At 48.7% G+C, this 19502-nt stretch carries 20 protein-coding genes; 18 read left to right on the forward strand and 2 right to left on the reverse strand.

Translation table 11 applies throughout. The features are described from left to right. Positions 1 to 157: 157 nt before the first annotated feature. From C7R94_RS12830 to C7R94_RS12860, 7 genes are all read left to right on the forward strand, one after another. A complete protein-coding gene (locus C7R94_RS12830; protein WP_047072880.1) occupies positions 158 to 976 on the forward strand; it encodes a cytochrome C assembly family protein in 819 nt (272 codons plus the stop codon). A gap of 24 nt (positions 977 to 1000) precedes the next feature. Further along, a complete protein-coding gene (hemC, locus tag C7R94_RS12835; protein ID WP_106781672.1) occupies positions 1001 to 1930 on the forward strand; it encodes a hydroxymethylbilane synthase in 930 nt (309 codons plus the stop codon). Further along, a complete protein-coding gene (locus C7R94_RS12840; protein WP_106781674.1) occupies positions 1927 to 2739 on the forward strand; it encodes a uroporphyrinogen-III synthase in 813 nt (270 codons plus the stop codon). Before hemC ends, C7R94_RS12840 begins: the two co-directional genes overlap by 4 nt. Continuing rightward, entirely contained in the window at positions 2723 to 3697 is a 975-nt protein-coding gene (hemB, locus tag C7R94_RS12845; RefSeq protein ID WP_106781676.1) for a porphobilinogen synthase, read from the forward strand. Before C7R94_RS12840 ends, hemB begins: the two co-directional genes overlap by 17 nt. Before the next feature lie 7 nt (positions 3698 to 3704). Next, on the forward strand, positions 3705 to 4994 hold the full coding sequence (hemL, locus tag C7R94_RS12850; protein WP_106781678.1) for a glutamate-1-semialdehyde 2,1-aminomutase: 1290 nt from the start codon (positions 3705 to 3707) through the stop codon (positions 4992 to 4994). A 125-nt stretch (positions 4995 to 5119) separates the two neighbouring features. Next, complete coding sequence (locus tag C7R94_RS12855) at positions 5120 to 5596, forward strand: GyrI-like domain-containing protein (protein WP_106781681.1); 477 nt, start codon at positions 5120 to 5122, stop codon at positions 5594 to 5596. 134 nt (positions 5597 to 5730) lie between these two features. Then, positions 5731 to 6540, forward strand: coding sequence for a HipA family kinase (locus C7R94_RS12860; protein WP_233220542.1), 810 nt, complete (start codon positions 5731 to 5733; stop codon positions 6538 to 6540). Here the strand turns inward: C7R94_RS12860 and C7R94_RS12865 are convergent. Continuing rightward, positions 6537 to 7217 (reverse strand): alpha/beta hydrolase, encoded by a 681-nt coding sequence (locus C7R94_RS12865; protein WP_106781685.1) that lies wholly within the window; start codon positions 7215 to 7217, stop codon positions 6537 to 6539. The two genes, C7R94_RS12860 and C7R94_RS12865, sit on opposite strands and share 4 nt — an antisense overlap. A 112-nt stretch (positions 7218 to 7329) precedes the next feature. Here C7R94_RS12865 and C7R94_RS12870 point away from each other — a divergent pair, with 112 nt between their 5' ends. The 11 genes from C7R94_RS12870 (at position 7330) to C7R94_RS12920 (ending at position 19064) form a co-directional block, all read left to right on the forward strand. After that, positions 7330 to 8121 carry an alpha/beta fold hydrolase gene (locus tag C7R94_RS12870; RefSeq protein WP_106781688.1) on the forward strand — a complete coding sequence of 264 codons (792 nt, stop codon included), beginning with the start codon at positions 7330 to 7332 and terminating at the stop codon, positions 8119 to 8121. Positions 8122 to 8209: 88 nt separating this feature from the next. Then, a complete protein-coding gene (locus tag C7R94_RS12875) occupies positions 8210 to 10087 on the forward strand; it encodes a bifunctional metallophosphatase/5'-nucleotidase (protein WP_106781690.1) in 1878 nt (625 codons plus the stop codon). Between the two features lie 107 nt (positions 10088 to 10194). After that, positions 10195 to 10524, forward strand: a complete 330-nt coding sequence (locus C7R94_RS12880; protein ID WP_017247513.1) for a PadR family transcriptional regulator — start codon at positions 10195 to 10197, stop codon at positions 10522 to 10524. Continuing rightward, on the forward strand, positions 10511 to 11062 hold the full coding sequence (locus C7R94_RS12885; RefSeq protein ID WP_106781692.1) for an HAAS signaling domain-containing protein: 552 nt from the start codon (positions 10511 to 10513) through the stop codon (positions 11060 to 11062). Before C7R94_RS12880 ends, C7R94_RS12885 begins: the two co-directional genes overlap by 14 nt. A 1-nt stretch (position 11063) precedes the next feature. Continuing rightward, positions 11064 to 11912, forward strand: a complete 849-nt coding sequence (locus tag C7R94_RS12890) for a DUF4097 family beta strand repeat-containing protein (protein ID WP_106781695.1) — start codon at positions 11064 to 11066, stop codon at positions 11910 to 11912. 138 nt (positions 11913 to 12050) lie between these two features. Continuing rightward, complete coding sequence (hemE, locus tag C7R94_RS12895; protein ID WP_047072857.1) at positions 12051 to 13088, forward strand: uroporphyrinogen decarboxylase; 1038 nt, start codon at positions 12051 to 12053, stop codon at positions 13086 to 13088. A 17-nt stretch (positions 13089 to 13105) separates the two neighbouring features. Further along, positions 13106 to 14038: a ferrochelatase gene (gene hemH / locus C7R94_RS12900; RefSeq protein ID WP_047072855.1), complete on the forward strand. Its 933-nt coding sequence runs from the start codon at positions 13106 to 13108 to the stop codon at positions 14036 to 14038. Between the two features lie 12 nt (positions 14039 to 14050). Next, positions 14051 to 15460 (forward strand): protoporphyrinogen oxidase, encoded by a 1410-nt coding sequence (gene hemY / locus C7R94_RS12905; RefSeq protein ID WP_106781697.1) that lies wholly within the window; start codon positions 14051 to 14053, stop codon positions 15458 to 15460. Positions 15461 to 15554: 94 nt separating this feature from the next. Beyond that, positions 15555 to 17069, forward strand: a complete 1515-nt coding sequence (locus tag C7R94_RS12910) for a LysM peptidoglycan-binding domain-containing protein (RefSeq protein ID WP_106781700.1) — start codon at positions 15555 to 15557, stop codon at positions 17067 to 17069. A 14-nt stretch (positions 17070 to 17083) separates the two neighbouring features. After that, positions 17084 to 18082 (forward strand): phosphotransferase, encoded by a 999-nt coding sequence (locus tag C7R94_RS12915; protein ID WP_106781702.1) that lies wholly within the window; start codon positions 17084 to 17086, stop codon positions 18080 to 18082. Further along, positions 18069 to 19064: a protein kinase family protein gene (locus tag C7R94_RS12920; RefSeq protein WP_106781703.1), complete on the forward strand. Its 996-nt coding sequence runs from the start codon at positions 18069 to 18071 to the stop codon at positions 19062 to 19064. Before C7R94_RS12915 ends, C7R94_RS12920 begins: the two co-directional genes overlap by 14 nt. 39 nt (positions 19065 to 19103) lie before the next feature. Here the strand turns inward: C7R94_RS12920 and C7R94_RS12925 are convergent, their stop codons facing one another. Beyond that, positions 19104 to 19286, reverse strand: coding sequence for a hypothetical protein (locus C7R94_RS12925; protein WP_026133903.1), 183 nt, complete (start codon positions 19284 to 19286; stop codon positions 19104 to 19106). Positions 19287 to 19502 lie beyond the last annotated feature (216 nt).

A 19502-nucleotide genomic window follows, 5' to 3' on the forward strand; every position in this document is an offset into this window, starting at 1 on the left:
ATCGAATATGGCGTTCATCTCCGAAGTCCGGTGCTCATGTAGATTACCTACACTGCGCTCCTCCTTCGTTCAGTTCTCGCCATCTTCTCGGTGCTAAAAAGCCGACTTCTTGAACCGCACTGTTAGAAACCGATTGGGAAAGTGGGGGAGAGAGTGCATGGCCGAGGTGAGATGGATCTACGACTTGACGATCTTTCTCTACGCTGCAAGTGTTCTCTTCTATTTTAACGACTTCTTGCAAAGCAACCGGAAAGTCAATCGTCTGGCTTTCGGGTTGCTTGTTGTCGTTTGGGCCTTGCAAACCGCATTTTTTGTCTCGCAAGCTGTCATGAAGGGGTATTTTCCAGTCATTACGCTGTTTGAGACGCTCTTTTTTTATTCATGGGTGCTGGTAGGCTTGTCGCTTGCCATTCACTATTTTTTTCGGATTGATTTGCTGGTTTTTTTTACTAATATTATCGGGTTCGTTGTGCTCGTCATGTCGATGTTTTTGCCGGAAACGCCAATTGAAGCTGTATCGAGCATCTTGACCTCTGAGCTATTGCTGACGCATGTGACACTGGCCATGTTCAGCTACGGGGCGTTCTCGCTCTCCATGATCTTCTCAGCCATGTACCTGCTCCAGCACAAAATGCTCAAGGGAAGACGCTGGTCGCCGTTGCTCAGGCGTTTGCCTAGCCTCGATCAATTGGAAGGCTACGCGTACCGAATGAACATGCTGGGTGTACCTATGCTCTTGCTTTCGATTGTATTAGGGATCATTTGGGGTAAAATGGTTTTGCCGGAGAAATTTTTGCTAGATTCAAAAGTAGTGCTCTCCGTGCTGGTCGTTGCGATTTATTCGCTGTGGCTGTACCAACGCTATCGGGATACGATGCAGATGCGCAGACTCGCGCAGTGGAACGTCCTGGCGTTTTTGTTACTGCTTATCAATTTTTTAGGCTTCACTACTTCTACATTTCACGACTGGTGGTAGGGGCTGTTCATCAAGGAGGCTGTCATGGGAAAATGGAAAGTGGGAACGCGTCGCAGCAAATTGGCGCTCACCCAAACGAATTGGGTCGTTGATAAACTAAAGGGGTTCGCACCTGAAGCTGATTTTGAATTGCATGAAATCGTGACAAAAGGCGATCGAATCCTCGACGTGACTTTGTCCAAAGTAGGCGGAAAAGGATTGTTTGTCAAAGAAATCGAGCAATCCTTGTTCGATAAGGAAACCGATTTTGCCGTACACAGCTTGAAGGATATGCCGGCTGAATTGCCAGAGGGCTTGGTAATCGGCGCGATTCCGAAGCGTGTTGATCCCCGGGATGTCCTGCTTTCCAAGGACGGCAAGACATTGGATGAATTGCCACAAGGAGCTTTGGTAGGGACCAGTAGCTTGCGCCGTTCAGCACAAATTCTCGCACATCGCCCTGACATTCAGATCGAATCTCTTCGTGGAAATATTGATACGCGCATGCGTAAGCTTGCGGAAGGTAATTTTGATGCGATCATCCTCGCTGCGGCTGGACTTGAGCGCGTGAATTTTGAAGGGGAAATCTCGCAGTTCCTGCCTGTTGAAATCAGCTTGCCAGCAGTCGGTCAGGGTGCGCTTGCCATCGAATGCCGTGCAGACGATGAGGAGACACTCGCTCTCTTGAAGCAGTTTGATGACGCACCGACTCGCTTGGCGGTAACTGCAGAGCGCAGCTTCCTGCATAAGCTCCAAGGCGGCTGTCAGGTGCCGATTGGCGCATACGCGACAGTTGGAGAGAACAATGAAATTACGTTGACCGGAATGGTTGGCTCTCCAGATGGGAAGCAAATGTTCAAAAACACGGCGACTGGCCAAGATCCGCTAGCGCTGGGCATTCAAGTGGCGGAAGCTCTTCTGGCGCAAGGAGCGGGAGACGTACTTGCGCAAGTATTGCGGGAGAATGAGCAATGATTGTCCACGGATCGCACAAGCCGCTGACTGGCAAGTGCATCATGGTCACGCGGGCAAGAAATCAGGTTCGCGAGCTCGTTGAACATATCGAGCGGTTAGGTGGAGAAGCGTACGCATTTCCCCTGTTAAAAATGATGCCGCCGACAGACACTGACAAACTCGACGAAGCCATCACCCAGTTGCCAACATACGACTGGGTGGTGTTCACGAGTGTGAATGGCGTGCGCTTCTTCTTGGAGCGCATGCGCGAGGTCAGGGTAGGACTTGAAGCGTTCACTGGCAAAATTGCTGCGGTCGGTCCGAAGACGGCCAAGGAGCTGGAGCATCACGGGCTCGAAGTAGCTGTCATCCCGTCTGATTACGTGGCGGAGGGCTTGCTGTCGAGCTTGTATGATCAGCTGCTCCCTGGTCAGCGCGTTCTGCTGCCTCGTGCAGATATCGCCCGCAAGGCACTTCCAAAGGAGTTGGCTCGCTTGGGGCTAGCTGTGACAGAGGTAGATGTGTATCACACTGTAATTGATGCAGAGCACGCTCCAGACGCAGCGGAAAAGCTACAGCAAGGTCTCATCGATATTATCTTGTTTACCAGCTCTTCAACGGTGACGCATTTCATGGCAGCGATGGAGCCCTATGCATCGTTAGACTGGCTTAAGCACGTTCAGATAGCCTGTATCGGACCAATAACGGCAGACACAGCAAAGCAAAACGGTCTTTCTGTTCATGCGGTAGCGAGTGAGTACACCGTGGAAGGATTACTAGCAGCTATTATAGAGAATCTGGGAGGGAATCGACATGGCACAAACATTTGACCGTCATCGCCGTCTTCGCAAAAGCGCGGCTATGCGCAATCTGGTGCGGGAGAACCACGTACGGGTGGAAGACTTGATTTATCCGTTGTTCGTAGTGGAAGGAACCGGAATTAAGAATGAGATTCCGTCCATGCCAGGCGTGTATCAGCTCTCCTTGGACACACTGGCCGAAGAGATGAAGGAAATCGTAGCGCTGGGAATTCAAGCTGTTTTGATGTTTGGGGTGCCCACGCATAAAGACGCATGCGGAACAGAGGCGTACAATGATGATGCGATTACCCAGCAGGCGATGCGTCTGATCAAGGAAGCCCATCCGGAAATGATCGTGATTGCGGATACATGCCTGTGTGAATACACCGATCATGGCCACTGTGGTGTCATTCACGATGGGGAAGTCGTGAATGATGAAACATTGAAGCTTTTGGGTCAGACCGCCGTTTCCCAAGCAAAAGCTGGAGCAGATATTATTGCACCTTCCAACATGATGGACGGTTTCGTGATGGCCATCCGTGAAGCTTTGGACGAGGCTGGCTTTGAGCACATTCCGATCATGTCCTATGCGGTGAAATACGCTTCTGCTTTCTACGGGCCGTTCCGCGATGCGGCAGGCTCGACTCCACAATTTGGCGATCGCAAAAGCTACCAAATGGACGCGGCCAATGCACGTGAAGGTCTGCGCGAGGCAGCTTCTGATGTAAAAGAAGGCGCGGACTTCTTGATCGTGAAGCCAGGCCTTGCCTTCATGGACATGGTTCTTCGTCTGCGTGAGAACTTCAACCTGCCGATCGTGGCTTACAATGTGAGTGCCGAGTATTCCATGGTAAAAGCGGCAGCGCTGAATGGCTGGATTGATGAAGAGCGTATCGTCATGGAAACACTGGTTGGCTTCAAGCGCGCAGGTGCAGATATGATCATTACGTACCATGCAAAAGATGTTGCAAAATGGCTGGCGAGGTGAGCACGAGATGAATAGAGAAAAATCTACTCAGTTATTTGCAGAAGCACAGCATTACATACCAGGCGGAGTAAACAGTCCGGTACGTGCCTTTAAGAGCGTTGGCGGCAATCCTGTTTATATTGCAAAAGGAGAAGGCTCCCGCATTTTTGATGTGGATGGAAACAGCTATATTGACTACATCGGCTCGTGGGGTCCATTGATCTTGGGTCATGCGCATCCGCGTGTCCTTGCAGCGATTACGGAAGTGGCTGCGCTTGGAACGAGCTTCGGCGCACCGACTGAGCGGGAAACAGAAATGGCAAAGCTCGTTTGTGAGATCGTGCCATCTGTAGAGGTCGTGCGCATGGTGAACTCCGGTACAGAGGCGACGATGAGCGCTCTGCGCCTCGCGCGTGGCTATACCAGACGCAACAAAATCATGAAGTTCGAAGGCTGCTACCATGGACATGCTGACAGCCTGTTGATCAAAGCAGGTTCCGGTGTGGCTACACTAGGACTCCCAGACAGCCCAGGCGTACCTGAAGGAACAGCACACAACACGATTACTGTTCCTTACAATGATCTGGAAAGCGTCAAGCTGGCATTTGAAGCGTTTGGCGATGATCTGGCAGCAGTTATTGTGGAGCCAATCGGTGGCAACATGGGAGTCGTTCCTCCACAGCCAGGCTTCCTCGAAGGACTGCGTGAAATTACGGAGAAGCATGGGACACTGCTGATTTTCGATGAAGTCATGACTGGCTTCCGTGTAGCTTTGGGCGGCGCACAAGAGCTGTACGGCATTACTCCGGATTTGACAACGATGGGGAAAGTCATCGGCGGTGGCTTGCCAGTAGGTGCATACGGCGGCAAACGGGAGATCATGCAGCAAGTGGCTCCAGCAGGACCAATCTATCAGGCAGGTACGCTGTCAGGAAATCCTTTGGCGATGGCTGCTGGCTTGACTACCTTGCAAGAGCTCAGCAAACCAGGCGCTTACGAGCGCTTGGAGAAGATGTCTGCTCGTTTGGCTGAAGGCTTGGCTGACAATGCCAAGAAGCTGGGCATTCCGCACACGCTCAATCGCGTAGGCTCCATGGTTTGTCTGTTTTTCACAGAGACGCCAGTTATCAACTACGAAACAGCGAAAACATCTGACCTGAAGCGTTTCTCGGCGTACTTTAGCTATCTGCTGGAGGAAGGCATCATGATCCCGCCTTCCCAGTTTGAGGGTATGTTCGTTTCCCTGGCTCATACTGATGAAGATATCGAACGGACGATTGAAGCAAGCTACAAAGCGATGAAAAAAGCGTTTGAATAAAAGCAATGAAAAGGAGAAAGCACTTCCTGTCTTATTGGCGGGAGGTGTTTTTTTTTGCATTTTTGCAGGATTTTTCCACCTCCTGTCAAAATACGAGGGAAAATGCAGATGAATGAGGTGGAGAGATGGAAGGGACGATTGTTCACGTACCGCAAAAACATCTGGTTGGGCTTAGCTTCTCCGGTTCTTTTCCGATGCTTGTCGAATACATGCCCAAACTTTGGGAGACTTTTTTGAAGCGTCAGGATGAGATTCCTCTCGTGATTTCACCAGATATTCGTTACGACATCAGCGCCGAGAATCGGACGTATCAAATGTATACCGAATACATTGTGGTGGAAGTAGAGCGTTTTGAGCATATCCCTGAGGGCATGGTGGGTTTCACCATTCCAGCGAAGACATACGCCCGCTTTACCCACACAGGTCCAATGGAACAGGTCCAAAATACGTATCACAGTTTGTTTGGTTGGCTCAACGCAAGCGACCATCAGGTAGATGAGTATGCTCTTCGAATGGAGCGATACGATCAACGGTACGTTCCTTCTGTGCATGAGTCTGCTCGGGTAGAGAACACGTACGAAATTTTAATCCCGCTTCGGTAAAGGAACAGCGAAGCAGCACCTCTAAACGGCCAACACCTTTTAAACCCAAATGCGGGAGGTGTTGGCTGTTTGGTTTCACCAATTCAAATCCAGACTCGTATACTGTAAAAAACAGGACAGGGGTGACAAGTGTGGTGAAATTGAAATGGCGTTATCGAAAGCACTTGCGCAAGCGTTACGGTCGGTTGATTTGGAGAGTTCGCAAACGGAAAAATCGGAAGGGATACTTTAAATCGAATGTCCGGGCGCATCATCGCAAGAGTTATCGCATTCTTGTCGCGAACGAATACATCGCTGCATACTTGGCCAAAAAACTTGGGTTACCCGTTGCAAAAGTATTACAGGCTCATGTTAGAGGGCCACGAGGGCACATTAAACGCGGCCTTGTCTCTGTCAAAGCCAATGCCAGGAAGGTTATTCCTTGGAAAAAGGCGAAGTCTTACGTAAAGAAAAAACCGCAAAAGTATATCAAGAATGCCAAAAAATTAGCACGTTTGGTGGCTTTCGATGCATGGATTCTTAACCCGGACCGTTCGAATCGCAACTTGATTCTCTACCGAAGAAAATCATGGAAGAAATACAAATGGTATGGCATCGATCACGGCATATCATTGTTTGGCAATCCTGATAAATGGAATCTTCGCAGAGCAAAGAAAAAGTTCTCCTGTAAAAAAGCATACAAATTTTGCTTGCATACCGGAGACAAAAAGAAGCAACGAATTCCCTACGGATTGAAGCGGTTCACGCGGGAAAATCGAAAGCAGCTTGACAAGATGGTGAAAAAAATCCAATCTCTGCCTACTTCAGAAATCAAAAAAGCGATCAAACGGGTACCAAAAGGGTGTTTGAAAAAGTCCGAAAAAAAATTCATCCAAAAAGTGTTGCAATGCAGACGCAAGCAAATGAAAAAAGCGTTAAAGCGGGTATCGAAGCGTTTTGCTTAAATGTCCAGCGACTTGTCCAAAAAACAACCCAGTTCATCCATGATAGACTGTAAGACTTGTAAGGAAAGGTCAACCTGCAGACCGATGTCTAGGGAGTGCTTTGCGTTTTGTGGCAGATACTGATGAATATTTGGTTTGGAAGTAATGATTCTTTCGAGAGTAGGCTGATGGTAGTGGGGATCAGCAGTTCCTGAAACGAGAAAGACATTTTGCTCCAGCGCAAGCAAGTCTGCCACGACCAAATCCTCCCTCAGCAACGGAGTCAACAGGATCGCAGGCGAACGGGAAAAATGAGGTTCCTTGAGCAAAGAGCATACAATGGGAATCGTTCCGAGTGATTTCCCGAGAAAGAAAACACGTTCATACTCCTGCTGATCTAGTACTTGGGAGACAGCCGTTTGCATATCCTCGCTGATCCAAGCGCTGCGTTTTGCGAATGAGCTGGTTTCGAAATCGGGGATTTCTTTTCCATACGCAGCGTGCACATGGACGAGATCGATCTGTTTGCTCAAAAAAAGCATGGTAGAATAATACAGATAAGGCCTGTCGAACGAATAGCTGGCTCCGGGAAAGAAAAAACAGACGGAGCGAGATGGCGTCTGATTTGCCTGAATGTGTGTGTACGTCATTTCTCTGCCGTCCCTGACGATCACGGAACCTGTTTTTGGGTATACCATCTACTAGCTGCACCTCTTTCATGTTTTTCGGAACAAGGGTTATTTTCCAATCCTAAGGGTCGGTAGCACATCTTGACAAGAAAAAAACAAAACAATAAAGGAGTATGATTCGATGAAAAAGGAAGTCCAACTAAGTAACGGCATCAAAATAGCCTATGTAGAAGAAGGAGCGGGGGAATCGCTTGTTTTGATCCACGGTTTTTGCGGGAGTTCAGCTTACTGGCATAAGCTAGTGCCGCTCCTGTCTAAAACGCATCGTGTCATTGCAATCGATTTGCGTGGTCATGGCAACAGCTCGGCGCCTGATGAACCGTATTCGATCGAGCGCTTTGCAGACGATCTGGCTTTGTTTGTAGATGAGCTGGGTTTAGCGAATATTCATCTGTTTGGACATTCGCTCGGTGGGTATGTGACCCTGGCATTTGCAAATCAATACGCGGACAAGCTGGCGAGCTTTGGGTTGATCCATTCGACGCCATATCCGGATGACGACGCTGCCAAAGCGAATCGCGATAAAGGTGCAGACAACATCCGCCAAAATGGAATGGAGCCGTTTATCAAAGCCCTCGTACCGAAGCTGTTCGCACCTTCCCATATCGACACGATGAGAGGAGAAGTCCAGCTAGCAAAAGAGATCGGTTTTGCGACGAGCCCGATTGGAGCCATCCAAACATTAATCGCCATGCGTGATCGAGCGGATCGCAATCATGTGCTGCAAGAAACGACCTTGCCTGTGCTATTAGTCGCAGGATCAGAGGACCAGATCATTCCTTCTGAAAAAACTTTTACAGTAGATAAAAATAACGTCGAGCAAGTGCTGTTGCCTGATGTTGGGCATATGGGCATGGTAGAGGCACCAGAGAAAATGGCAGAAGCCTTCAAGAGCTTTCTAAACAGAAAGTAAACAATAATCACACCATAGTCCTAGCAAATTTTGCTATAATGAAAACGTTATCCTATTTATTTATACATAGACGAGAGGGGAAATACACATGAAAAAGGCACGTCGAATTACGATGACAGCATTTGCATCCATCGTTTTTGCATCGCTGATGTCTTCCTCAGCTTTTGCAGCACCCTTGCATCCCGTACAGCACGTTGACTGGATGGTGAAAAAGGCAATTGTATCAGCGGGTCAAAATGGCGATCTTGCTTTGGATCGAGCTGTGACTCTCGCAGAAGCTACTGTTGTTTTCTCCAAATTGAAAGAGGCAAAAGTGGGAGCTGCCGCTAAAGGTGCTCATTGGTCTACTCCTTACTTCGACTGGGCAAAGAGCCAAGGTGCTCTCACACAAGACGACTATAAAAACCCTGCGCAAGCGGTAACATCTGCCAAGCTTACACAAATGGCTGACAAACTTGGCTACAAAGTGAAGCTCGACAACAAGGCGACTGTAACGCGCGGTGAATTTTTCCAAGCATTGGGTGATGCGGCTACCACACATGTAACGATTGCCCATACCAACGATACACACGGTCATATTCAAGAAGACAAGAACCAGAAAGAATTCGGTTTTGCCAAAATCGCAACCTTGCTCAAGGAATGGCGTGCAGAGAACGAAAACTTCTTGCTCTTGGACGCTGGTGATACCTTCCAAGGTACCGTTTTCGTGAACCAATTCAAAGGCGAATCTGTTGTTCCGATCCTCAACAGCCTCGACTACAACGTAATGGCTGCAGGTAACCATGAGTTTGACTTCGGTTATGAGCAATTGCTCAAGCTGCGTGACATGCTCGAGCATCCAGTCATCTCTGCTAACGTGTTCAAGGCAGATGGAAAAGAATTGCTGCCACCTGTTTTCAAAGCAGAGATTGGTGGGAAGAAATTCGCCTTTGTTGGTTTTGTAGCGGAAGACACACCTGTATTGACTCACCCTGACAACGTAAAAGGACTGACATTCAAAAACCCGGTAGAAGTGGCAAAAGTACTTGTACCTGAGCTGAAAAAAGAAGTAGATCACGTGATTGTCGTTTCCCATATCGGAGTGAACGTAGACCGTGAAATCGCGAAAAACGTTCCTGGCATTGACCTGATTGTTGGCGGTCACTCCCATACTCCTCTGAAAGCACCTGAACTCGTAAACGGCACGTACATCGTACAAGACTGGGAGTACGGCAAATCTCTCGGACGCGCTGACCTCTACTACCTCGGCAAAGAACTGGTAGCATTCAGCGGCGGTTTGAAAGAGTACGATGAAGCGGTTGTGGCTGATCCAGAAGTAGACAAGATGGTAAAAGAAATCGTGAGCAAGATCGATACGGTAATGAATGTTGTCATTGCGAAATCCGAAGTGCCACTCGATGGCGACCGTGCACTGGTCCGTACGAAGGAAACAAACGTAGGTAACCTGATCACAGATATCATGCTGGAGCGCACGCAGTCCATCAAAGGCTATGAGGCAGATGTAGCACTGGCGAACGGCGGTGGAATCCGTACACAGCTGCCAGCAGGCGATATCACGAAAAAAGGTCTGTACACGCTCCTGCCATTCGAGAACAATACACTGGCGGTCGTAGAAGTAACAGGCGAAGAGTTGAAGAAAGCCCTCGAAAACGGCGTGAGCAAGGTAGAAGAGGGAGCAGGACGCTTCCCGCAAGTAAGCGGCATGAGCTTCACGTACAACCCATCCAAGCCAGCCGGCGAGCGCGTAGTAGAAGTAAAAGTTGGCGACAAGCCGCTTGACCTGACCAAAACGTATAAATTGGCAACGATCGACTTCCTGGCAGCAGGTGGAGATGGTTACGAATCGTTGAAAAAGCCATTCTTCAACACAGGCTTGTCCATGTACAGCATTGTGGAGGAAGGCCTGATCAAGCGTAAAACGGTCAATCCAAAAGTAGAAAACCGCATTGTTGAAGTAAAAAAATAAGGTTTGACCGGACAGGGGTGGAGAAAAACCTCCCTGTCCATCTTTTATTATGAAGTACCTTGCAATATATAGTAGCCCTTTGGTAAGCTTTGACATGGGTGATGTTGATGAACGTACAGTTTAAAAAAGGGGTTCTGGAGCTGTGTGTTCTCGTCTTGACAGCTAAGCAGGACAGATACGGCTACGAACTGGTTGCAAGCATCTCAGAAAAATTCCATATCTCTGAAGGAACGGTTTACCCCTTGCTTCGCCGTTTGACTCAGGAAGGATTTTTTACGACCTATTTGGCGGAATCACAAGAGGGACCCCCACGGAAATATTACCAGCTGACAAATCGCGGCCGTCAATACATGAATGACCTCGTTTTGGAGTGGCGAATATTTAACCGCGGGGTAAATGAGATCATAGAGGAGGGACTCGGATATGACAAGGCGTGAGTTTATGGATGAGTTAAATGCTTTGCTTAGCGCTTTGCCCGATAAAGAACGCTTAGACATCCTTGCCGATTATACAGAGCATTTTCTCTTGGGAATGAAACAAGGAAAGACGGAGCACGAAATTGCGGAAGGATTGGGAAGTCCGAAGCTAGTGGCACGCGAGCTTTTGGCTGGCTACCGAATTGATCAGGCACAGTCCAACGCATCGGTAGGGAATATGACGAGAGCGATTGTCGCGACGATCAGCTTGGGATTTTTCAATCTCATCTTCGTTTTGGGGCCATTTTTAGGCCTGATCGGCATATTGATGGGGTTGTATGCGATGACTGCTGCGCTATTGGTCGCGCCAGTAGGAATATTTTTGGATTACGGGATTCCTGCCCCCTCTCAAGAGCGACTTTTCTTGTTGTTCTCCAGTATGGTTTCCGTAGGATTGGGCGGAATGTTTGCCATCGGCTTGCTGCGATTGACGAAATGGCTGTATCGCCAGTTCTTGCGTTATCTCCAGTTCAACGTGAAGATGATCAGGGGGAAATGAGATGCGAAATTTGGGAAAAAGACTCTTTGGCATAAGTCTTCTTTTATTCATCATCGGTATATGTGGAATCATCTGGCTCTTTACGAAGCAAGAAAATTTCTCCTTTTCGTTAAAACAAGTCAATGAAGAGCGGGTGATCGAACAAGAGGTAAAAGCGATTGAGTTGCTGACGGAAGCGGCTGATGTGGAAATCATGGCAAGCAAGCAACCAAAAGCGAGCGTACGGATGGTCGGGGAAGTATCCGAACAACAGCAGGAGCGACTGGACTTTCGTAGTTTAGTCTCACCAGATGGTACGCTGCTCGTAGAACTTCGTGAACGCCCTCATGTTAATATGTTTTATCCTCGAAACGGGAAGGTAAAGCTGGAGCTCTTCCTGCCAGAAAAAGTGTATGAGAGCGTCCAGCTTGAAACGATGACAGGGGATATCAAGAGTGGAATGCTGCGTGCAAAGAACACGAAAATCTTCACCGGCAATGGAGATGTGAACGTGTCGGGCTATGAAGGAGAAGCGCTTGACGTCCAGACAGCTACAGGTGATATCAATCTGGCGAATGTTCGCTCGGCCGTTGTAATCGAAAGCTCCACAGGCGAGATTGATAAACTGACAATGCCTGAGCTGACCCATGACGTTTCCATTCGAACGGATACGGGGGATATTCGAGTGACAGTAGCCAAGGAGCCTGCTGCGGCACAGCTGGAAGTTACGACAGATACAGGTTCCATCGAAACCAGCTGGTCTAACCTTACCTATGAAAAGGACGAGGAATACAATGTGAAGGCATCGATTGGATCAGGTGGACCCAAAATGACTGTGCGAAGTTCTAGTGGAGACGTTCGCATTCAATAGGAGAATTTTGGAAACACTGATGGATAGGATTGGAAATGAGAGAAACGAAAAGATTTTGACACAAAAGAGACATTACTTGTCGAATGACGAATGGTATCATATTGAAGGAGACATAATTGTGCAAAGCGAGGTTTATTCATGACCGCAAAAACTTTTAACGATACGTTTTTGAAAGCATGTCGCGGTGAAGCGACAGAGCATGTTCCGGTCTGGTACATGCGTCAGGCAGGGCGTTATCAGCCAGAATACCGCGCCATCCGCGCGAAGCATAGCTTTTTTGAAATGAACTACATACCGGAAGTTTGCGCGGAAGTGACACGTCTGCCCGTTGAGCAATTGGGTGTTGACGCTGCAATCTTGTTTGCAGACATCATGACGCCACTAAAACCGATTGGCGTGGATGTGAATATCGAATCGGGGATCGGTCCTGTAATCGCAAACCCAATCGAATCCTTGAAGGATGTTGAGCGTCTGCTTGAGCTCGATCCGGAAACACATGTGCCATACATTCTTGAGTCCATTAAAATTTTGCGTCAGCAATTATCTGTTCCATTGATCGGCTTTTCAGGTGCACCATTTACACTGGCTAGCTATTTGATCGAAGGCGGCCCTTCCAAGCACTATCATAAGACAAAAGCTTTCATGTATACCGAGCCAGCTGCTTGGCAGGCGCTGATGGAAAAACTGGGCGATATGACGATCACCTACCTCAAAGCGCAAATCAAAGCAGGCGCACAAGCTGTGCAAGTATTTGATTCGTGGGTTGGTGCATTGAATGACGAAGATTACCGCGAGTACATTACACCAGTCATGACGCGTATCTTCAACGCGCTAAAAGATACTGGCGTGCCAACGATCTATTTTGGTATCGGCGCTGGTCATCTTTTGATGGATTGGAACCGCTTGCCTGTTGATGTGGTTGGTCTGGACTGGCGTACTTCGATTACAACAGCTCGTGAAATGGGTGTGACGAAGACGCTGCAAGGCAATTTGGACCCAACGCTGCTACTGGCTCCTTGGGAGAAGCTCGAAGCGAAGGCGAAGGAAATTTTGGATGAAGGCACAAAACAGCCAGGCTTCATTTTCAATCTGGGACACGGCGTATTCCCTGACGCGAAAGTAGAAACACTGCAACAACTGACGAAGTTCATCCATAGTTACAAAAGGGACGTCTAATCAGGAGGGGCGCTTACATGTCAAAGCAGAAGATCGGACTCTTGTTAATGGCGTATGGAACGCCACGCAGTCCTGAACAGATTGAACCATATTATACGCACATTCGCCGTGGTCGTAAGCCACCGCAAGAACTGCTCGATGATTTGATGGCGCGTTACGAGGCTGTAGATGGATTGAATCGATTTGCAGACATTACGGATGAGCAGGTGGGCGCTCTCGAGCAGGAAATGAACAAACGCTACCCAGACCGTGAATTTGTAGGGTACCTTGGCTTGAAGCATATCGCTCCGTTTGTCGAAGACGCAGTAGAGCAAATGAAACGCGATGGAATTACGGAAGCGATCAGTCTTGTTCTGGCGCCTCATTATTCCAGCTACAGTGTTAAAGAATACAATGGACGAGCACAGGAGCATTCCGCGGCAATCGGCGGACCTGTCATCCACAGCATTGAGAGCTGGTATTTGGAACCAGGCTTCATCGGATATTGGGCAGATGCTATTCAAGCGACATTTGCTACGATGACGGATGAAGAGCGTGGACAAGCAGTCGTGATCTTCTCCGCTCACAGCCTGCCGGAAAAAATCTTGAAGTCTGGTGATCCGTACCCGATGCAACTGGAAGAGACCGCAAAGCTCATTGCCGAGCAAGCAGGGATCGCTTCCTATGCAATCGGATGGCAAAGCGCCGGAAATACACCTGATCCGTGGTTGGGACCAGATGTACAGGATTTGACCAGAGAGCTGTACGAAGAAAAAGGCTACCAAGCATTTGTTTACTGTCCTGTCGGATTTATTGCGGAGCATTTGGAAGTTCTGTTTGATAATGATGTGGAATGCAAAGCGGTTACAGATGAGCTAGGGGTACATTACTATCGTCCACCGATGCCTAACGCCAGACCTGCGTTCATTTCCTGTCTGGCTGATGCAGTCGGAAAGAAGCTGGCGAATTAGGGGATCGATCATATGAGCGATAATACCTATCATATTACGATTATAGGCGGCGGCATCACAGGATTGGCCGCTGCTTTTTACTTACAAAAGGAAATCGAAGCAAAAGGCCTGCCCATCCGTTTTCAACTGCTTGAAGAGCAGGGACGACTTGGTGGGAAAATCAAGACATGGCGTCACGAAGGATTTGTAATAGAACAAGGTCCCGATTCATTTCTCGAACGGAAAACAAGTGCAGCTGAGCTGGCAGTGGACTTGGGGCTTGCGGATGATCTCGTTCGCAACAGTACAGGCCAAGCTTATATTTGGCATCAGGATCGCCTGAAGGCTATACCAGAAGGAGCGGTCATGGGTGTGCCGACAAAGGTCATGCCTTTTGTGACGACTGATCTCATTTCTTGGCCGGGCAAGCTTCGGGCCGCTCTGGATCTCGTTCTTCCTGCCTCAAAAGGAGGCGGCGATATCTCTGTGGGTGACTTTTTCCGGCGTAGGCTAGGTAATGAAGTTATTGATAATCTTATAGCGCCCTTATTGTCCGGTGTCTACTCCGGGGATCTCGATAATCTCAGCTTGCTTGCGAGTTTTCCTCAATTCGCCCAAATGGAGAGGCAACATCGCAGCCTGATTTTAGCGATGAAGCATTCTCGCCCGCAAGCCAAAACGCAAGGAAAGCCGAAAGGTATCTTCCTGACGTTGAAGAACGGCTTGCAGTCTTTTGTTGAGGCAATCGAGAAGAGCTTGCCTGAAGAAGTCATCTCGAAGAATACCGGTGTCAAAGAACTGGTGAAACGGCCAGACGGGAAGTACACCTTGGTATTGAAAAATGGAGAAACGATGGAAACGGATACGGTGCTGTTTACCGTACCACATGCTGTCGCAGAGCCGTTGTTCCGTCCTTATGTACAAGTTCCTACCCTGCCACAAGCGAAGCCGCATATGGTTGCAACCATTGCGATGGCTTTTCCAGAGTCAGCCATTGATTTAGGGATGGAAGGGACAGGATTTATTGTACCTCGCAATTCTGGCGCAAAAATTACCGCATGTACGTGGGCGCATCGAAAATGGCCGCATACGACGCCGAAAAACAAAGCCTTGCTGCGCAGCTTTGTAGGGAGAGCAGGAGAGCAATCCTTCATGGAGCAGACAGACGAGGAAATTTTGGAGGTTGTCCTCCGCGATCTGCGCAAGATTATGACGATTCGAGCAGAGCCGGATTTTTATAACGTATCACGCTTGCAAAATGCCATACCATATGTTGTCGGACATCAGGCTTGGGTTCAGGATGTGAACAATCAATTAAGAGAAAAACTCCCTGGTGTAATCGTGGCAGGTGCGTCGTACAGTGGCGTAGGTGTACCAGATTGTATTGATCAGGGGAAAAAAGCAATAGCAGAATGGATTGCGTCTGTAAAACCGGGGAGATAGATAACCCCGGTTTTTCCTTTTTTTTCGGTGCTAAACGGCTCGTCCTGTCCATATAGTATAGGGAAATGTCCTGCACTTGAAAGGAGGAGCACGAATGGCATTACAGGATGGGCAACTCTCTTTTGCCATCAAGGAGACCATTTTCCTCTCATCCGATAGAGCTGGAATAGGTGAATTGCAAGAGCTGGAATTGGTTCCAGATGTGGAGGTGTTGGAAAACGATTCCTACATCTCGATCACGGGTTGCTTGCAATTAGTAGGGAAGTACGAGCCAATCAGGGAAGCCGCAGAAGCGACAGGCGGCGAAGGAGAATCTCTGGTTGAGGCCATGACTTTTACCCCCTTTCGCCAGGAAGCATCGGATCAAGCCTTTTATGGCTGGGAGGAACAGATCGGTCATCGCATTCCGTTAAACATTACCATTCCATTGGATCGGATTACTGAGATCGGAGACATCTACGCAATTGTGGACAGCTTTGACTACAAACTGGAATCACCACATCAAATGCTAATCGATGCGGATCTGAAGATTTTGGGAATCGTCCTTGGGGATAGAGCTGAAAAAGCGGAGCAGATCGAAACACAGGCTGCCAGTCCAGACGAAGGCGCATGGGAATACACCTTCGCTGCTGGGGATGATAGGCAAGAATTTACAGAACAGACGTCCCTCGATGACATTGATCAAAAGCTGAGTGCACTGGAGGAGGAATTAGAGCGGCAGGCATTGCCGGCATCCTATGAATCAACCGAATCTCCCTCCATGTTCGACACTCCGGCTATTGCTCAATCCAATGAGGGTGAATACTACGAGCAATACGGTGATGTGCTGGAAGTGACACAGTCCCATCCTCCGGAGTCCTGGGAGACTGCTCCTATTTCGTATGACTTCGATTCCCAACAATCTGCGTCGTACGATTCTTCTGACTCCTATTCCGAGAAGACAGTATTGGCAGATGAGCAAGAGCAGATGAGGGAAATTGCCGAAAAAGAACAAGGACTTGAGGAGCCTATACTGGCTATACACGATCAACAGGCAATCGCATACCAGAAAGTTTCCAATGAATCCACTGGCTCGTCAGTCGAAGCAGAGCTGCAGGAAGCAGAGCTGCAGGAAGCAGAGCTGCAGGAAGCAGTGCAAGAAGCGGTGGAAGCCAGTGTTGTATCCGAGTCAGAGCCTGAGCAAGAAGCAGAACCAGTCGTTGCACAACCAGAGGCTGCCGCGGAAGATGTAGAAGTGCGAGTGGCGATTTCAGGGAAACCCTCTCAGGAAGAAAGAAGCAGCGTGAACATTACTTCCATCTTCTCACAAGCGAGTCGTGCCAAACAGGAAGCGATGGCGCTGGAGGCGGAATCTTCATCTAGCTCTTCGCGACATGGGTCTGCGGCGAATGCCAGTCCTTCTACGATGGAGGCCATGCAAAACCTCACGTCGTTTGTTCGGAGAAAAGAAGAGCGTTCCAGTCAGCTGAAAATGTGCATTATTCAAAGAGATGAGACGTTAGAGCAAATTTCACAACGATACTCCTTGCCTGTTTCCAAAATTGTGGAAGTAAACCGATTAGCTTCCGAGCAGCTTGTAGCAGGGCAGATTTTGTACATCCCACAATAGAGGAGTGGGGGACCGTGGATAAAATTGATCTCTCCGAGGTTTGCCAGCAATATCGGGCGCGCGTAATCCGAATTACGCCCCTTGATGATTGCTATTTACTGGAGACAAACCGGGGCCCCAAAGAACTCCACGTTTGGCCGCGTGTAGATGTGATGCGCTGGTCGTTTGCCTGGCGCGAACGACTGGCTCGTCAGGGGTTTCGAGAAGTGGAGCGGTTTATTCGGACGAGAGACACCAAGCCATTTTTGATCTTGGGTAAACGTGGCGTTACCATGACCGACCATCACCGACAATTCGAAGACTATCAGCCCGGCCAAGAAATTGCGAGGCAATGTGGACGCGTGATCGCGATGATGCACCAGTCTCAGCAGGAAAGTCCTTTACTGTCTGGACGTGATTTGCTCAAGCAGGAAATGCAGCAAGTGGAGGAAAAAGGAAGACGCGCCAAAGAGCTGGTCGAATCATTTCGAGCCAAATCTGGGCGGGGTTCTAAGGAAAATCGTTGGGTATCGGAACTCATGACCCCTATGCTGCAAAGAATGGACCGTTCCGCTGCGATGCTTGCCCATGAGCGAATTACTCCGGAGGCTGTCGCTGTATCCCATCGGGACCTTTTGCGTGACAACTGGGGAATGATAAACGGGAAATTGTACTTGAGAGGCTTTTTCAGGCCGGTGATTTCTGTCCAGCAACGCGACGTTGCCACCTTTTTACGCGATCACTTTTTAACCCATAAGGATCTGAAGCAGATTGACGCTTTTTTTGACGGCTATGAAGAGATCAAGCCACTCACCTATGGAGACTATTCGTTGATACTCGCCTTTATGGCTCGTCCTCGTGAAGTGTACAGGAGTATCGAATCGTACGTGAAACGCGTATCGCTGGATCAAGAAGCGTCGATCACTGGTATTGAGCACGCCTTGAAGAGCCAACAATCTGTTGACTTGCTTCTCCGGCATATTGCAGAGCGGGCCGAGCGTTCGAGGAGGGAGGGAGTCTATGAGTCGGTATGATGACATTGCTCCTTTGTTCAAAGAGTATGACATGTATGCCCAGAGCATTGACGTTTTAAAGGAACCAAATGTATTTAAGGCGACGACTCCCTACGGCTCCTTCGTATGCAAACGAGCGCAAATACCTGCTCAACGTCTTGTTTTTATCAGCGATATGCTGCGTCAATTGCAGCACCGCGGATGGGATGGGGCTGTTCCCTTTACGTACACGAAATACGATGATCCGTTTGTTCAACAGGGTAGCACTGCCTTTTACGTAACCCCCTGGCAGCCAGGAAGCGAGGAGTGGGCCGAACAGCCCTTGTCTTGGGCGCCCCCTACCTTGGAGCGTTTGGCGGAGCTTCATCAACTGACACAAAACTATCGCTACGATGATCCGAGACAGGTAGAGCCACTTGTCGACTCCTTGCTTAACCGTTGGCAATATTGGCAAGACCAAATGAATAAGGCGGCAACCATTGCCCAGGAACGCAAATATCCTTCCCCTTTTGATCTGGTGTTTTTGGCAAACAAGGAGTTTATTGAAGAAATGGCCCAAACAGCGACAGACTTGTTGACCGATTGGCGAGAACGCCATGAGACACATGCTCATTTTCGCTTATCGTTGATCCATGGTAACCCGAATCCAGAGCATGTTGTGCCAGATCGATCGGGAAAAGGACGGCTGCTTAATTTTGATCGTGCCAGCTTTGATACACCAGTGCGTGATTTAACACTATTTTATCGTACTTATTTTCAAATGGCGGGGGATGAGGCTGGGGCTTCGCAACTATTTCATCGCTACGCCGAGATATTTCCGCTGCAACCGGAAGAAATTGAACTGATGGCTTCGTTTCTGTCCTACCCGGAGAGGATCATGCGGGACTTGGATATTTATTATCATCATCCCCGCGAGTGGAGCGAGTTTTATGCTGTCCAACGTTTTGAAAAAGATATGGACCGCCTGATGCGCCTGCATCGTTGGGTCCAGCAAGCCTTTTAACGAGCAACGTCTCACCGCGTGGGGCGTTGTTTTTCTTTTTTATAACCATTCAAGAGAGATGGCAACGTAGAGCATGGCTAGCAAACCGAGAAGGATGACATCAAAAGAGGTAGGAAACACAACCGTTCGGACAAACTGAAAAACCAACAGCGGAAAAAGCACCTGTTTGCAACCGTATTTAATCCGTAAATACGTAGGGTTATACTTCCAACGAAAATTCATCACAATCACCTCATTCCAGCATATGCGCGGCAACTTTGGACAGTGTCTACAACCTTGAGAAAACGCCTAAAACATTTTCATGGAAAGTAGATAGTGGTTTGAATGGTGCCCGAAAAGGGAAGGTGTAGGGCAGGAAGGCTAGGACGAAATGAATAAAGGTGATCACAATGTTTTTGAAAATTGCCAAAACCCTTTTCGCAATTCCCGAAAGAAAGA

Origin of the sequence: Brevibacillus sp. NRRL NRS-603, assembly GCF_003013445.1 — a bacterium.
Taxonomy (GTDB): Bacteria; Bacillota; Bacilli; order Brevibacillales; family Brevibacillaceae; genus Brevibacillus; species Brevibacillus formosus.

Bases quoted from the DNA above. Each gene is read 5' to 3' on its own strand.
- hemL (WP_106781678.1), top strand. From the start codon at position 3,705: ATGAATAGAGAAAAATCTACTCAGTTATTTGCAGAAGCACAGCATTAC.
- C7R94_RS12920 (WP_106781703.1), top strand. From the start codon at position 18,069: ATGAGTCGGTATGATGACATTGCTCCTTTGTTCAAAGAGTATGACATG.
- C7R94_RS12875 (WP_106781690.1), top strand. From the start codon at position 8,210: ATGAAAAAGGCACGTCGAATTACGATGACAGCATTTGCATCCATCGTT.
- C7R94_RS12885 (WP_106781692.1), top strand. From the start codon at position 10,511: ATGACAAGGCGTGAGTTTATGGATGAGTTAAATGCTTTGCTTAGCGCT.
- hemB (WP_106781676.1), top strand. From the start codon at position 2,723: ATGGCACAAACATTTGACCGTCATCGCCGTCTTCGCAAAAGCGCGGCT.
- hemH (WP_047072855.1), top strand. From the start codon at position 13,106: ATGTCAAAGCAGAAGATCGGACTCTTGTTAATGGCGTATGGAACGCCA.
- hemC (WP_106781672.1), top strand. From the start codon at position 1,001: ATGGGAAAATGGAAAGTGGGAACGCGTCGCAGCAAATTGGCGCTCACC.
- C7R94_RS12910 (WP_106781700.1), top strand. From the start codon at position 15,555: ATGGCATTACAGGATGGGCAACTCTCTTTTGCCATCAAGGAGACCATT.
- C7R94_RS12890 (WP_106781695.1), top strand. From the start codon at position 11,064: ATGCGAAATTTGGGAAAAAGACTCTTTGGCATAAGTCTTCTTTTATTC.
- hemY (WP_106781697.1), top strand. From the start codon at position 14,051: ATGAGCGATAATACCTATCATATTACGATTATAGGCGGCGGCATCACA.
- C7R94_RS12870 (WP_106781688.1), top strand. From the start codon at position 7,330: ATGAAAAAGGAAGTCCAACTAAGTAACGGCATCAAAATAGCCTATGTA.
- C7R94_RS12925 (WP_026133903.1), bottom strand. From the start codon at position 19,286: ATGAATTTTCGTTGGAAGTATAACCCTACGTATTTACGGATTAAATAC.
- C7R94_RS12880 (WP_017247513.1), top strand. From the start codon at position 10,195: ATGAACGTACAGTTTAAAAAAGGGGTTCTGGAGCTGTGTGTTCTCGTC.
- C7R94_RS12840 (WP_106781674.1), top strand. From the start codon at position 1,927: ATGATTGTCCACGGATCGCACAAGCCGCTGACTGGCAAGTGCATCATG.
- hemE (WP_047072857.1), top strand. From the start codon at position 12,051: ATGACCGCAAAAACTTTTAACGATACGTTTTTGAAAGCATGTCGCGGT.
- C7R94_RS12830 (WP_047072880.1), top strand. From the start codon at position 158: ATGGCCGAGGTGAGATGGATCTACGACTTGACGATCTTTCTCTACGCT.
- C7R94_RS12855 (WP_106781681.1), top strand. From the start codon at position 5,120: ATGGAAGGGACGATTGTTCACGTACCGCAAAAACATCTGGTTGGGCTT.
- C7R94_RS12865 (WP_106781685.1), bottom strand. From the start codon at position 7,217: ATGGTATACCCAAAAACAGGTTCCGTGATCGTCAGGGACGGCAGAGAA.